Source organism: Roseburia rectibacter, from assembly GCF_014287515.2.
GTDB classification, from domain to species: domain Bacteria; phylum Bacillota; class Clostridia; order Lachnospirales; family Lachnospiraceae; genus Roseburia; species Roseburia rectibacter.
Window position 1 is genome coordinate 3,134,510 of sequence record NZ_CP092473.1, and the last position, 13,912, is coordinate 3,148,421.

A 13,912-nucleotide genomic window follows, 5' to 3' on the forward strand; every position below is an offset into this window, starting at 1 on the left:
CTTGATTCCCCCTCTCTTTTTTCCTAATAATACCATTTTTCGACACAGAATCTTCAAAACGTCAAGAATCGTATGGTTATCTGTAACTTTTTTATTTTTATGCAAAAAAAAGAGACGCCTGTCTCTCACTCACGCATCTCTTATTTCCCTTTACATTTCTTTACATAGAAAAAATCTCATACAATAATACTGTCACCACAAATTGATGATTCCCATCATCAATGATAACCTCCCCATCATACCGTCTGGCTATCTTCCTTATTATATTCAGTCCAAATCCATGCCTGTGTTTTTCTTTTTTTGTTGTCATATAATGATTTCCGCTCTTTTTCCGTTCTTCTTCGTAATGGTTAGAAACCATCATCATAAGGTTTCTTCTATCCACTCGTATTTCTACGCAAACACTACGTTCTTCTGCTTTCACTTTTTTGGATGCCTCTATCGCATTATCCAACAAATTTCCAAGACAGATACAGATATCTTCTGTTTCCACTTTTAAATCTCTCGGTATCATCAGCTTTGTTTCAAATTTAATATCAAATGTCTCAGCAACCGCCGCTTTATAGTTAATAATACTGTCAAAATAGAAACACCCTGTATTAGATACTTTTCTCTGCTTATGTAACTTTTCTAAAGAATTATCGCAATATTTTTTGAGTGCCTCATAGTCTCCTTTCTCCAGATACATTTTCTCCATCAGATACCGTTCCGTCATATTATGGCGGAACTCACTCATTTCTACCCACAGATTCATGTTTTCATTGTACTGTCTGAGATAATATTCACTTTGCTCCTGTAAAACCTCTTCCCGTACTCTTTTTTCTGCTGTTTCTCCAATTTTATCATACAAATAATATGTAAAAATATTTATCAGCATTACCATAAGCGCTGCCACAAAATCCAATGTCTCGCTCATGCTTTCCTTTTGACAGATCATTTCAGCTAAAATGACAATGCTTCCTCCGGGAATCATAAAAATTTCAACCCATTCCTGTGTATTCAACCTGATATTTTTATGCCGCTTGATAAGCGCCAGCAATATTTTTATAAAGAAAAACATAACTAGCTTGGAAACCAGCAATAGTAAGTAATCCTCATTTGCCGTATCTACTTTGACTCCACTTTTCTGAACAAATATCTGCCATCCATAATAAGTCAATACTTCTGATAATGCTCCACTAATTGCCATAAAAGCAGTAACTGCCGATAAAACCCATGCAGAATCTATATATAAAATACGTAAAGCAAAAAAAAATGAGACAACAAATATTCCTGTATTGTCCCACGCACTTTTTGCAAAACTGTAAGTAAAAAAATTAGAAATAACAAAATACATTCCCCATACAAAACACTCCCACACTCTTCCATACTTTCTTTGTGTCAGGACTTTTTGTGCAAAAATTCTCTGATACACTAAAGAAAAAATTTCAATGGCTGCCAGCATTACTTTCATCATTTAGCTTATCCTCATCAATTCAATATAACTTTTTCTTATTTTATCCTTATATCTGGGACCTATTTTAAATTCTTTGCCGTCATCCATCACTACTTTTTCATACCGAAATTCCTTTACATAGTTCACATTGACCAGATAAGATTTACTAATCCTTAAAAACTTGATATTCATCTGTTCTAACTGTACTTCTACTTCATCCAGTTTTTTATAAAAGGAAGAAACACCGTCTGTACTGTAAAGATTCACCTGTCGCTTATCACTCTCAAAATAACGAATTTTATTTACCAAAATCTTATGTGGAACTTTTTTATATGTATACTCAAAAATTTCTTCTTTTTGACTCATCGCCTTAAACGCTTCTCTAAACCCACGATCCAGTTCCTCCTCCGAAACAGGCTTGTCTATAAACCGAAATGGCTGTACATTAATGATTTCCTTACAATACTGTTCATAGTAGGAAATGAAGAACAAAATCGCCCTGTTATCCTTTTCCCGAATAAGTCTTGCCGTTTCAACTCCGTTTATCCCGCCCATTTCAATATCCAAAAGAATGATATCCATATTGCCTTTTTGTTCCATTTCCCATAGCAAATCTTCTCCGCTTTGAAAACATTTTATTTCTGTATTCAGCCCCAAACGGCAAACGATATTCCTAACCATCTCTTCCTGTATCTGAAGTTGTTCTACTAAATCATCACAAATCCCGATCCTTATCATATATCTTTGCCCCCACTGTAACAACTAATGTTTCCGTTTTGCCAGACTCTTAACCAACGCTTTTACCATATCATAAACAATTCTGATGTCTTCTTCACTGCATTCTTCCAATTCCTGTGAAATTTCTTCATCAAAAACAACTTTCCCTTTCACCAGATTATCACAAATCAATGCGTCAAATGTCGTATCCAGAGCGTTTGCAATATCTATCAAAGTTGCCAAGCTTACTTTTGTCTTTCCCCGCTCTATATTACTCATATGTGGATTAGAAATTCCAACAGTAGATGCCAGCATCTCCTACGACCATTCTTTCTTCATCCGACGCTCTTTTATTCTCATACCTATTGCGCAATAGTCTAATTTCATTTCTATCTCCGAAACTCATTTTCCTTTATCATATCTTTTCTTTGACTATTTAAGAATGCTCTGTATACTAATTTATTTTGCTATGGTTTAATAATCTACAAGAAATTTTTTATTTTATTTGCAAAATTATCATTTTAAGCTTAACATATACGTCATTTTACGTTTATTACCAATGTGTAACCAGACTATATTTCTATTTTATCCTAAATACTTTTTTTCAGTCTGTTTCCTTTGACATTGCTTAGTTTTCTCCTGCTGCGTCTCTGCATTTGCGTGGCTCTTGATTCTGTGGAAAGCCCTTAGAAACTCTGCCATTCCCTCTACCGCCAGCGTTTCCGACTGTACCGGAATAATCAGACTGTCACAGCATATCATCACATTTTTTATATGCACTTGGATAAAAATAGGGTTAAGCACTTGCCTCCTCCCGATAAAAATTAAAGCAGAGCTAAATCAAGTATCCCATTTTCATGGAATTTAGATTTAGCCCTGCTTTGGTCATAACGACATCAGCCAATATCCCTAATATTGACAGATCCCGGCTATTCACTATAAGATTTTAATATAACAGCGCTGCCCTATCTACTCTCCTTAGAATAGCGAAAATAGGACTAAATCATAGAAACCGCTTCTTTATAGCTAATCTCTTGACTTAGTCCTATTATAACGTCATCATCAAAAGTAATCGCCACCTTTTTTTCTGCGGTATCTTCCTGTGCCGCAAAAGACAATGTCTCTCTGGCATTTTCATGATTGCCGCCCCACTGACAGACTGCTGCTGCAAAAATAACTGCAGCGATCAGAACATCTTTCGGATAATGAACTCTTTGTTTATGAAAAATCTTTTTTACAGATAAAAGCACCCGCGCAATCTCCCATATTTGTATAACTTTATATTTTCTCTTATCTGTAATATATGACTGATATTGCGGATTTTATACTTTTATTTATAACCTGCTGCCTCTCAACTATACATAATCTTCTCGCTGTCAAAAATCTTTGCTAACCCGGCCGTCATAACCAGTGCATACAAAAGGTTTGCCACGATTGTTACCACAAAATTAACAGGCACAAGATCAAAGGAAAAAATTCCATTCATGCACTGTACACTGTTATAAAACGGGATCAGATACCAGTAAACCTCCTTCGGCGCACCATCCCCGAACATCGTCGACACACCGATCAGCATGACGACGATCATCAGAGGCGAAACCATCGTTCCTGCCTCTTTGACGCTCTTTGCCAGGCCGGACATCAGGGAGATTGCACCGATAATTACCAGAACCGTACTTAAAATGACAAATAACAACAGTACATAATCAGCTCCACTGTATACTGCTGCACTCACCCCGTCTGTCATACTGTCATCCTCAAGCGCCGCACCGCCCATCAGATTCGGAAGTGCCAGCATCGTGCCGATAAAGCTGGAAACTCCGCCCAATAGTCCGATGACACTCAGACTTAAGACTTTTCCGACGGCAAGCTCGCTGCGTTTCATCGGTGTGACAAGCAGCGTTGCGATCGTTCCGCGCTCCTTTTCCCCGACGATGGATTCCGGGGCAACCGCCATACAGCCACTGAATAAAAATGACATCAAAAGCATCGGTAAAAGCATGGAAAAAAGCTGCGCGGAAGTATCTTTTTCCGTTGCAACATCATATTTCACACCTTCTTCGGCATTGATATCAAACTTATTTGCCAGAGAAGATTCATAATCATCAAAAACCTGATACATCTGATTGTAAATTGTTGACGATTCTGTCGAAACCGAATTATAGTACATCTTTATATCCGGAGCTACCTGCGTTGTATCTAACGGATCATATGCAGCAACAGCCGCATCAAAATCTGATGGAAATACCATCAAAAGATCTGCTTCCTCTGCCTCGATCTTTTCTAAGACATCGGACTCTGTTTCTGCTGAAATTTCCGTCACTTCCAAATCAGATTCTGTCTTTAAATAAGAAAATGACTCCGGCAGATCCACCGTATAGATCTGATACACATAATCCTCAGAAGCTGCAAACTGCTTCATGATTCCCTGTCCAAGGAGTGTATACAGAATGTAGATCATCAATCCCGGCATCAAAATCGTGGTGAATACCAGTCTTCTATCTCCAAAAAAGCGGGCGAACTCTTTTTTCATGATTGCAATCATTTTTTTACTCATACTATCTCACCTGCCGTTTCCTGATAGATTTCAAAAAACTTATCCTCAAGCGTCATTTCCGCAGTCACGTGAGAGAGCGTATCACACAAAACCATTTTCCCATCGATAATAATTCCAACACGGTCACATATTTTTTCAATCAGCGAAAAAATATGCGTTGAAACAATGATCGTTTTTCCTTCAGCTTTCAGCTCCTGCAGAAAATCAGTCACCACCTTTGCCGTGATAACATCAAGTCCGTTCGTCGGCTCATCAAAAATAATGATCTGCGGATCATGTACCAGTGAAATGATCAATGAAACCTTCTGCTTCATACCGGTTGAAAGATTAGAAACTTTTACCTCTGCAAACTCATCCACACCAAACTTCTGAAACAGAAGCCGTTTTCTCTCATCCCGCTCTGCCGGATCAATACCGTATAATTCTGAGAAAAAGTCAAACAGGTAATTCGGTGTAAAAAATTCTTCCAGTTTTAATTCACTCGTCAGAAATCCGATCTTTTTCCGAACACCGTTCGGATCTGTCACAATACTGCTTCCGTCAATCAGAGCATCACCTTTATCTGGTTTGATCAGCGTTGCTAACATGCGAAGCGTTGTTGTCTTTCCCGCTCCATTTGGTCCTAATAATCCAAAAACTTCCCCCCTGTAAGTACAAAAGGAAAGATCATCCACCGCAACCTTAACTTTGGCTGCGGTCTTTTCCAGTTTCTGTTGTTTCTTCGACAGATGAAATGTCTTAGACAATCCACTGACTTTCAATAATTCTTCCATAACCCTCTCCATAAAAACAAATGAATCATTCTGTCATCATCTATGCTGTTCCAGCAAAAATTTTTCAGATTGTTCCATCATCCATGCTATTTTCGATATCATCATAAATATCATCGTAAATATGATTGTAAATATCATCATAATTGCTATACGATCCAAGACCGGTAAAGAAGATCAGAATATACAGAATGACCGATGCGATAAATCCGATTCCGCCTGTGATCAGACCAACGATCGCCATTCCTTTTTTATTTCCTTTTACAAGCTGTATGATACCAAAAATAATCGCAAGAATACCGGTGATCCAGCTGATACAGGTACAGAACAGCAAAGCCGTAATGATTCCAAGTACTAACGACGCAATACCAAAGCCTTCACTTTCTGACTTATTACTTCCATACCTGCCAGCCGGTTGTCCGTAATTATATTCTGTACTTCCGTTTGACTGTCCGTAATTATATTCCGCGCTTCCATTCGGCTGTCCATAGTTATAACCTGCACTGTCATTTGCCTGTCCGTAATTATAATTTGTACCACCGTTTCCATATGAAGTATTTGTATAATACGGATTGTCTGCTGTATTCTTCTCTAAATTTACCTTTTGCGCATCATCAGTCATATTTTTCTCCAGGCTGACAGGATTCCCCTGATTTATATTCTGCTCATTTGTTCCATAATCCCAGTTATTTTCTTCACTCATATTCCCATTACCTCTTAATTAAATCCAACTACTTTCTGCGACAAACGATATGCAGCAACCGAGATCTTTCTGCCTCCCTTGCCCGGCAGATTCATTGCATTCCCCATGATTCCTGCACGTAAATGATGGAATAAACGGATATCGTGGTCTTTGATATACTTCCATAGTTCACGTTTTTTCAGAAGGTTTTCCTCGGTGCCGGAGCGGATCAGCATGATCGTAGAAATAACTGTAATAATCTCTAAATAATTAAACATATAATGGCGCAGTTTGCGGTTTGGAATCTTCCAGAGATCAAACTCATCCACCATGATCTTATTTACCTTGATCTGCTGATCGATACGGCTGATCATCACCTTCTCATTGACTGACTGATCTTCCCTTCCGATAAAGTAACGGTAAAAATCGACATCCATATAATACAGCGTCTTTACGCTCGGCAATGGTTTGTACACATAAATATTATCCACATAAAAAGTATGTTTCGGCAGTTCCAATCCACATTCCCGCAACAGTTTTGTACGGTAAATCACAGAATGCATCAGGATATACTGGCCTTTTCGGAAGCGTGACACATCATTCCATGTAAAAATCTGGTCTTTCGGCAGGTTTGTGTAATGCATTACCTTTTTATGGCGTACACCTTCTTTTTCATAGACATAATTGGCAATAAACATATCAAGCGTCTGATTGCCGCCGGTCAGCTCACGAAGTTTATCTAAAATCTTCTTATAAGCCTCCCCATCTACCCAGTCATCGCTGTCTACCACTTTAAAATAAAGTCCTGTCGCATTGCGGATGCCTGCATTAACTGCTTCCCCATGTCCTCCATTTACCTGATGAATCGCCCGGATGATCCCCGGATATTTTTTCTCATAAGCGTCTGCAATGTCTCCGGTACTGTCTTTTGATCCATCATCAATGATCAGTATCTCAACATCATCACCTCCCGGAAGCAGTGATTTGATACAGTTTTCCATATAATCCTGTGAGTTATAACATGGAATCGCAAATGTCATTAATTTCATATATAAATCCTCCGATCAGTTTTTTGTATTTTCTGCCATGATCGCATCGGCAAGTTCCATCGCTTTTTTCGTCATCGCATCAATATTATAATATTTGTATTCTGCCAGTCGTCCAAGCAGATAAAAATGTGGCAGTCTGCCTGCAAGTGCATGATATTTTTCATACAGTTCCTGGTTTTTCGGTTCTAAGATCGCATAGTAAGGAATTTCTCCTTCCGCTCCTGTATAAGCAAACGGATACTCCTTCACGATCGTGGTTCCATCCGTGTCTTTTTGTCCGGTCAGATATTTAAACTCTGTAATTCTCGTAAAATCTTCGCTGACCGTATAGTTGACCACACTGTGTCCCTGATAAGATTCTTCATTATAATGTTCAAAATCGAATCTTAAGGAACGGTACGGAAGTCTTCCAAACTGACAGTCAAACAATTCATCCAGTGCACCTGTATAAATAACATCCCCATCAAACGGTCTTCCATCAAAATAAATCTGATCTTCCTCAAAATGTAGCCGTTCTTTGCAGTCAACACCTGTCTCAACCGTGATATTCTCATGATCTAACATACGCTCAAACATCGGTGTAAATCCTTCTTTGGGTACTCCCTGATATTTATCCTGGAAATAACGGTTATCATAGGAAACCAGCACCGGAACTCGTCCTGTTACTTCCGGACTGATATCCTCCGGTTTTTGTCCCCACTGCTTCATTGTATATTTTAAAAATACATTTTCATATACAAACTGTGCGATCTCACGAATATCAGGATCATCATTTTCACGTAATTTCATGATCGGTACACGGCTTCCCTCACCGTATGCAGCGATCAGTTTCTGCTCTAAGGCATCCGCTTTTTCCTTATCATATACCATATGAAGTGTATTTAAATTAAATGGAACCGGGATCAGACGATCTCCAACCTTTGCTACCACCTCATGCCCAAATGCATACCAGTCCGTAAATCTTGACAGATACTGATACACTTCCTCGATTCCTGTATGAAAAATATGTGGTCCGTAATTATGTATTAATATTCCATGTGCATCCGGCTCATCATAACAGTTGCCTCCGATATGACTGCGTCTCTCCAAAACCAGCACTTTCTTTCCGGCTTCTTCCGCAAGTTTTCTCGCACTGACAGCACCTGCAATTCCTGCGCCGATCACGATACAATCGTACATAAAATCCTCCTTGTTTTCCGAAGGAAAATGCGAGTCCCTGGCAAGCATGCCCAGCAAACTCGGCACGATTTTCCTTCTTGTTTTCCGATTTTCATAACATCATAGCCACTTTATTATACACATTTTCCCACTGCAAACCAATCAATTTTTTCTTTAGATATTCTTAATTCTTACCATATTCCGTAGTTGTTCATATTTTATTTACATATTTCTCACAAACAAGGCATACGACGGTCACAATTCCCCGGTATACTAAACTCACAGTTAAGGCAACAAGTTAAAATTTTTCATAGAACTTTTTTTCATACCTGATGTAAGTCAGGCAGCCTTGCTTATCAGATAAGCAAGGTTCCTCCCAGCAAATAGTGAATCACTTCACTTTCCATACACACTCTTTTTCATAATGAATAGCCGGTGCTGTTGCACCGGCTCCCTCTTTTTTATCTGTTCTTTTCATTTCCAAGCAAAATATTCATATACTTTGCATAAGCAGCAAATGCAGATGGTATGGCGTATTTTTCTTTCGCATCTTCTGCATCCACAAATAATAATCCGTCTGTACCAATTTTTTCGCTCTGCACCTGTGGCTGCATTTCCGGTTCCTCCACACGGACCGCATATCCTGTCATATGCCATTCTATATGGGAAAAAATATGTTTTGCATCCCCCAACGGCTGAATACGGATCGGTGCATATCCCATCTCTTTTACCAGAGAAAGTACTTCCTCCTGCCCCAGATTTCCCTCAACATTTGGAAGTTCATACAGTCCTGCCAAAAGTCCCTTTCCCGGTCTTTTCCTGATTGCAACCTTTTGATCATCCCTTAAGATCAGAACCGTTTTTTTCTCGATCTTACGCGGTTTCGCCTTGCTTTTAACCGGTATCTGTTCTATCAGTCCCTGTTTTTTTGCCTCACACAGTTTTTCCCACGGACATTCTTCACATAACGGCGCACCGTTTGGCACACAGACTGTCGCTCCAAGTTCCATAAGCGCCTGATTAAACGCACCGGCAAGGTTTCCATGATATACCTGTGCCCTCAGATCCACTGCATCCTCCATCCATGGGAATATATTTTTCTCATTTCTGTCACCAGTCCCATGCATCAGTTCTTCCAACAATGCTTCCATCTCACTCCGGAAAGACTGTTTCATAATATCCGTATCATCTGCCGAAACGCGTGTTAAAACACGAAGCACATTCCCATCGACTGCCGGAACCGGGATTCCATATGCAATAGACGCAACCGCACCTGCTGTATAATGACCGATTCCTTTCAGTTTCAACAGTTTTTCATAATCTGCCGGAAGTTGTCCACCATAGTTTTCCACGACTTCCACAGCAGCTTTCTGCATATTCCGGACACGGTTATAATACCCTAATCCCTCCCAAAGTTTTAAAAGTTCATCCTCCGGGCAGACAGAAAGTGCACCTGCATCCGGCAATGCCTTCGTAAAACGTTCAAAATATGATTTTACTGCCTCCACTCTTGTCTGCTGGAGCATGATCTCTGAAACCCACACCCTGTATGGCGTCGGTTCTTCACGCCACGGCAGTATGCGGGCATGGCTTAAAAACCACTTTAATAATGGGGATACCAGTTGCTTTAAGTCGTAATCTTTTAACATGTATCTCTCAAACTTTCTTTTATAATATTCTTCATTTCTGTGCTCATTTTTACACAGTCCAGCACTTTACTTTAAGTCAAACCGGCTGACAAATACTGCGATCTTATCCAAACACTGCCGGATAATGTCTTTGGAATAAGCATAAGAACAGCGGATATAACCCTTTGCACAATTTCCAAATGCATCCCCCGGAATGACTGCTACTTTCTGCTCCTGTAACAGACGGTTACAAAATTCCATACTGGTAAGTCCTGTCTTTTTCACCGATGGAAATACATAAAATGCACCTTCCGGCTCTGTCACATCAAGTCCCATGTTCTGAAATCCGTCCACCATGATCTTTCGCCTCTCATCATATTCCTTCCGCATGACTTCAATCTCTTCGTCACGAACCGGACTTGTCAGTGCTTCAAGGGCTGCCACCTGTGAAGTCGTTCCTGCAGACATGGTTGTAAACTGATGGATCTTATTCATATGGAAAATGACTTCCGCCGGACCTGCTGCGATACCCATGCGCCATCCTGTCATTGCAAATGCCTTTGAAAAACCATTTAATACCACACAGCGTTCATACATATCCGGCAGTGCAGCAATCGACGCATGCTTTTTGCCGTAAGTCAGCTCTGCATAAATTTCGTCAGTGATCACAAAAATATCATGTGCGATCACAACCTCACGGATCGCCTCTAAATCTTCTTTTTCCATGATCGCTCCGGTAGGATTGTTCGGAAATGAGATCAGCAGAACCTTTGTTTTATCTGTGATCTTTTCTTCCAGTTCTTCTTTTGTCAGACGGAATTTATTTTCTGCTTTTAATGGAATTGAAACCGGAACACCTCCACATAATTCTACACACGGAATGTAGGAAACATAACAAGGCTCCACAACCAGTACTTCATCCCCCGGATCTACCAGTGCACGAAGTGCCAGGTCTATTCCTTCGCTTGCCCCCATTGTGATCAATATCTCATCTTCCCTGTCGTAATGAAGTCCGAACTTTTCCAGATATTCTGCAGCTGCCGCACGAAGCTCTACGGTGCCACGGTTGTCCGTATATTTTGTCTCTCCCCTTTTTATAGAAGCGATCGCTGCCTCCCTGACATGTTCCGGTGTCGGAAAATCCGGCTCGCCGACACCAAGTGACAATGCTCCCTCCATCGTATTTGCAATATCAAAAAAGTCCTTGATCCCTGAATCCGGCATCTCCTTTACTACCTTAGATAAGTATGATTTGCTTGTGCCCATGGTTTTTCCTCTTTTCTGTATCTTTGTCAAAATATCATACCACCTATCATAGCACTTTTTCTACCGAATTTATAGTGAATTTTTCCCATAATCTATTGACAAATTCTAGGAAAAGCTGTACGCTATTAATAACGTATATTGTTAATTTTTTATCAAACTATTCAGGAGGGTTCCAAACGATGAGCGATTTTAACAATTTAAAACTGGAAGTTGCTGAGGAGATTGCAGTTCTTACAATTTCAAGACCAGCAGCATTAAACGCATTAAACAGCGAGACTTTAGACGAGTTAAACACAGCCTTAACTGAGATCGAGTCAAGAGACGACATCAAAGTTGTAATCTTAACAGGTGGTCCTGACAAGAAAGGCAACGAATTCAAATCTTTCGTAGCAGGCGCTGATATTTCTGAGATGGTAAACTTTACCGCAGCAGAGGCAAGAGCTTTCGGTATGAGAGCTTCCGTACCATTCTTCAAATTAATGAACATGCGTCAGGTAACGATCGCAGCTGTAAATGGTTTTGCACTTGGCGGTGGATGTGAGATTTCCATGGCATGTGATATCCGTATCGCATCTGACAACGCTACTTTCGCACAGCCAGAAACAGGTCTTGGAATCATTCCTGGATTCGGCGGTACACAGAGACTTGCCCGTTTAGTAGGCATGGGACGCGCAAAAGAGATGATCTTTACCTGTGATTCCGTTGATGCAGCAGAAGCTTACCGCATCGGTCTTGTAAACAAAGTAGTTGCTCCGGAAGAGTTAATGAACACAGCAAAAGCTATGGCAAAGAAAATCATCTCCAAAGGAAGCTATGCTGTTTCCGTTGCAAAAGCAGCTATCAACAACGGTTATGATATGGACATCAAGAACGCTGTTGAGATGGAAGCAAACTTATTCGGCGTAACCTGCTCTACCCACGACAAAAAAGAAGGCATGACTGCTTTCTTAGAGAGAAGAGCCGCTGATTTAACAGATTTCTAGGATTTTTCTAAAATATAAAAAGGCATTGGAGCTTAGATGCTTCCAGTGCCTTTTTTGTACTTCTGCTATTTTAATTTTGTAACATGTTCTTCCGGAATTTTGCCGGTGTACAGCCTTTTACCTGTATAAAACGGTTTACAAAATAATCAAGGTCACGATAGCCCACATCTTCTGCGATCTGTGCGATCTTCTTATCTGTATGAAGCAAATAGTCTGCTGCCTGTTCCATCCGGTAATTATTCAGATAATCTTTAAACGACTGTCCGTATTTTTTTCGAAACAGCTGTCCTAAATATGCACTGTTGACATAATATTTTTCACTCAGACTTTTTAACGTGATATTTGATGCAAAATTTTCTTTCACTTCTTTTTCTACCATACTTAAGACACCTCTGGAAACATTTTTCCGAAGCTGTGAAAGATAGTCTGCATATTCACAGGCAAAACGTGTCAGGTGTGCCTTACTTCCTCTCTTTACCCCGGTCTCAAAGCTGCTTTCACTGATCAGCCTTAAGATTTTTTCCTGATTCACATCATCATCCTGCTCACAGGCAAGATGGATCAGCTGGAACAGAAGATAATTGATATTCAACGTCATTGTCTCACCGCAGATTCCCCTTTTTCCCATTTCTTCATAGAAAAATTCCACCGCACTGCGGATTCCGACATGATTGTTCTGCTCGATCATTTTTAACAGCCCATCTAAACTTTCCTTACATAAAACAATACCATCCGGCGATACCTGAACTTCCTCTTCATAATAGTAAATCTGTTTTTTACTCCGGAATCCCTGAAAAGAACGAAGCATACAGGTATTGCCATATGACCTTGCTATATTACTGATGTCCTGTACTTTTTTCCCGACTAACATAATGACCGGCTGATTCATATTATTTTCCAGATACTCACGGAAATGTTCTAAATAATCCTGTTCTGACATCCCTGCTTTCTTTGCAACACGGTCAAAATATAAAAAACAAACATCATAGATTTTTTCATTTACCGATACATCAAACACGCATAAATCGGCATCTTCCTTTAAATATTCCATACACAGATGGTAAAGTTTTCTCTGTGCCACCCTCATTTCCTGATCGGACGTTTTTTCTTCATCAAAAATCTCTTCCATCTGGATTTCCACATAACGTACGCCTTTCGTACATTCCATATGCTCACGGACATATTCAAGATTAAGCTGGTCAAATTTTCCCTGGACAAGTGAAATAATATGTCTTGCCAGATATGCCTGTTTCATTTTTTTATTCTTTTCAATGTCCGACTTCTCCTGACTGCTTAAAGCCATCACCTTGTTTAACATCTTTAACAGGATCTCTCTGTCTACCGGTTTTAAAATATAATCTGTGCACCCATGCTGCATTGCCTGCTGTGCAAATCCAAATTCCGCATATCCGCTTAAAACCACAAAACATGCATCAGAAATTGATTCTTTACGGATTTTCTCTAAAAGTTCTAATCCCGTCATCTGCGGCATCTTGATATCTGCAATGATCAGATCTGCTTTTTTCTTCTGTAAAAACTCCAATGCCTCAAGTCCATTTGCAGCCGTCCCTGCAATCTCAAATCCTTCCTGTTCCCAATCAATCAGATGCTTCAGTCCCTCTAAAATGAAGGGCTCATCATCAACCAGTAAAACCTTTAACATTTCC

Annotated in this window: 13 protein-coding genes; 1 reads left to right on the forward strand and 12 read right to left on the reverse strand. The window is 39.9% G+C overall.

Annotation, left to right across the window (positions count from 1 at the left end; genetic code table 11):
- Window positions 1-160: 160 nt before the first annotated feature.
- The 11 genes from H8S51_RS14525 to H8S51_RS14575 form a co-directional block, all read right to left on the reverse strand.
- Window positions 161-1,456, reverse strand: coding sequence for a sensor histidine kinase (locus H8S51_RS14525; RefSeq protein WP_118210345.1), 1,296 nt, complete (start codon window positions 1,454-1,456; stop codon window positions 161-163).
- Window positions 1,457-2,173, reverse strand: coding sequence for a LytR/AlgR family response regulator transcription factor (locus H8S51_RS14530; protein WP_186899598.1), 717 nt, complete (start codon window positions 2,171-2,173; stop codon window positions 1,457-1,459).
- Between the two features lie 24 nt (window positions 2,174-2,197).
- Complete coding sequence (locus tag H8S51_RS14535; RefSeq protein ID WP_015560316.1) at window positions 2,198-2,467, reverse strand: helix-turn-helix domain-containing protein; 270 nt, start codon at window positions 2,465-2,467, stop codon at window positions 2,198-2,200.
- Window positions 2,468-3,150: 683 nt separating this feature from the next.
- Window positions 3,151-3,402, reverse strand: a complete 252-nt coding sequence (locus tag H8S51_RS14540; protein ID WP_241070754.1) for a hypothetical protein — start codon at window positions 3,400-3,402, stop codon at window positions 3,151-3,153.
- A 101-nt stretch (window positions 3,403-3,503) separates the two neighbouring features.
- Window positions 3,504-4,709 (reverse strand): ABC transporter permease, encoded by a 1,206-nt coding sequence (locus H8S51_RS14545; RefSeq protein ID WP_186899597.1) that lies wholly within the window; start codon window positions 4,707-4,709, stop codon window positions 3,504-3,506.
- A complete protein-coding gene (locus H8S51_RS14550) occupies window positions 4,706-5,482 on the reverse strand; it encodes an ABC transporter ATP-binding protein (RefSeq protein WP_330646647.1) in 777 nt (258 codons plus the stop codon). The genes H8S51_RS14545 and H8S51_RS14550 overlap by 4 nt, the downstream gene beginning before the upstream one ends.
- A 64-nt stretch (window positions 5,483-5,546) precedes the next feature.
- Window positions 5,547-6,182 (reverse strand): DUF4190 domain-containing protein, encoded by a 636-nt coding sequence (locus H8S51_RS14555; protein WP_186899595.1) that lies wholly within the window; start codon window positions 6,180-6,182, stop codon window positions 5,547-5,549.
- Window positions 6,183-6,196: 14 nt separating this feature from the next.
- Complete coding sequence (locus tag H8S51_RS14560; RefSeq protein WP_186899594.1) at window positions 6,197-7,210, reverse strand: glycosyltransferase family 2 protein; 1,014 nt, start codon at window positions 7,208-7,210, stop codon at window positions 6,197-6,199.
- Window positions 7,211-7,225: 15 nt separating this feature from the next.
- Window positions 7,226-8,389, reverse strand: a complete 1,164-nt coding sequence (gene glf, locus H8S51_RS14565; RefSeq protein ID WP_186899593.1) for a UDP-galactopyranose mutase — start codon at window positions 8,387-8,389, stop codon at window positions 7,226-7,228.
- A gap of 440 nt (window positions 8,390-8,829) precedes the next feature.
- Window positions 8,830-10,017: an A/G-specific adenine glycosylase gene (locus H8S51_RS14570; protein ID WP_186899592.1), complete on the reverse strand. Its 1,188-nt coding sequence runs from the start codon at window positions 10,015-10,017 to the stop codon at window positions 8,830-8,832.
- Between the two features lie 66 nt (window positions 10,018-10,083).
- Entirely contained in the window at window positions 10,084-11,262 is a 1,179-nt protein-coding gene (locus tag H8S51_RS14575) for a pyridoxal phosphate-dependent aminotransferase (RefSeq protein ID WP_117921935.1), read from the reverse strand.
- A gap of 179 nt (window positions 11,263-11,441) precedes the next feature.
- Between H8S51_RS14575 and H8S51_RS14580 the strand changes: the two genes are divergently transcribed.
- Window positions 11,442-12,245, forward strand: a complete 804-nt coding sequence (locus H8S51_RS14580; RefSeq protein ID WP_186899591.1) for an enoyl-CoA hydratase-related protein — start codon at window positions 11,442-11,444, stop codon at window positions 12,243-12,245.
- Window positions 12,246-12,315: 70 nt separating this feature from the next.
- Here the strand turns inward: H8S51_RS14580 and H8S51_RS14585 are convergent, their stop codons facing one another.
- Window positions 12,316-13,908, reverse strand: a complete 1,593-nt coding sequence (locus tag H8S51_RS14585; protein WP_186899590.1) for a response regulator transcription factor — start codon at window positions 13,906-13,908, stop codon at window positions 12,316-12,318.
- Between the last annotated feature and the right edge of the window lie 4 nt (window positions 13,909-13,912).

Bases quoted from the DNA above. Each gene is read 5' to 3' on its own strand.
- H8S51_RS14570 (WP_186899592.1), bottom strand. From the start codon at position 10,017: ATGTTAAAAGATTACGACTTAAAGCAACTGGTATCCCCATTATTAAAG.
- H8S51_RS14580 (WP_186899591.1), top strand. From the start codon at position 11,442: ATGAGCGATTTTAACAATTTAAAACTGGAAGTTGCTGAGGAGATTGCA.
- H8S51_RS14525 (WP_118210345.1), bottom strand. From the start codon at position 1,456: ATGATGAAAGTAATGCTGGCAGCCATTGAAATTTTTTCTTTAGTGTAT.
- glf (WP_186899593.1), bottom strand. From the start codon at position 8,389: ATGTACGATTGTATCGTGATCGGCGCAGGAATTGCAGGTGCTGTCAGT.
- H8S51_RS14555 (WP_186899595.1), bottom strand. From the start codon at position 6,182: ATGAGTGAAGAAAATAACTGGGATTATGGAACAAATGAGCAGAATATA.
- H8S51_RS14535 (WP_015560316.1), bottom strand. From the start codon at position 2,467: ATGCTGGCATCTACTGTTGGAATTTCTAATCCACATATGAGTAATATA.
- H8S51_RS14560 (WP_186899594.1), bottom strand. From the start codon at position 7,210: ATGAAATTAATGACATTTGCGATTCCATGTTATAACTCACAGGATTAT.
- H8S51_RS14545 (WP_186899597.1), bottom strand. From the start codon at position 4,709: ATGAGTAAAAAAATGATTGCAATCATGAAAAAAGAGTTCGCCCGCTTT.
- H8S51_RS14575 (WP_117921935.1), bottom strand. From the start codon at position 11,262: ATGGGCACAAGCAAATCATACTTATCTAAGGTAGTAAAGGAGATGCCG.
- H8S51_RS14550 (WP_330646647.1), bottom strand. From the start codon at position 5,482: ATGGAAGAATTATTGAAAGTCAGTGGATTGTCTAAGACATTTCATCTG.
- H8S51_RS14530 (WP_186899598.1), bottom strand. From the start codon at position 2,173: ATGATAAGGATCGGGATTTGTGATGATTTAGTAGAACAACTTCAGATA.
- H8S51_RS14585 (WP_186899590.1), bottom strand. From the start codon at position 13,908: ATGTTAAAGGTTTTACTGGTTGATGATGAGCCCTTCATTTTAGAGGGA.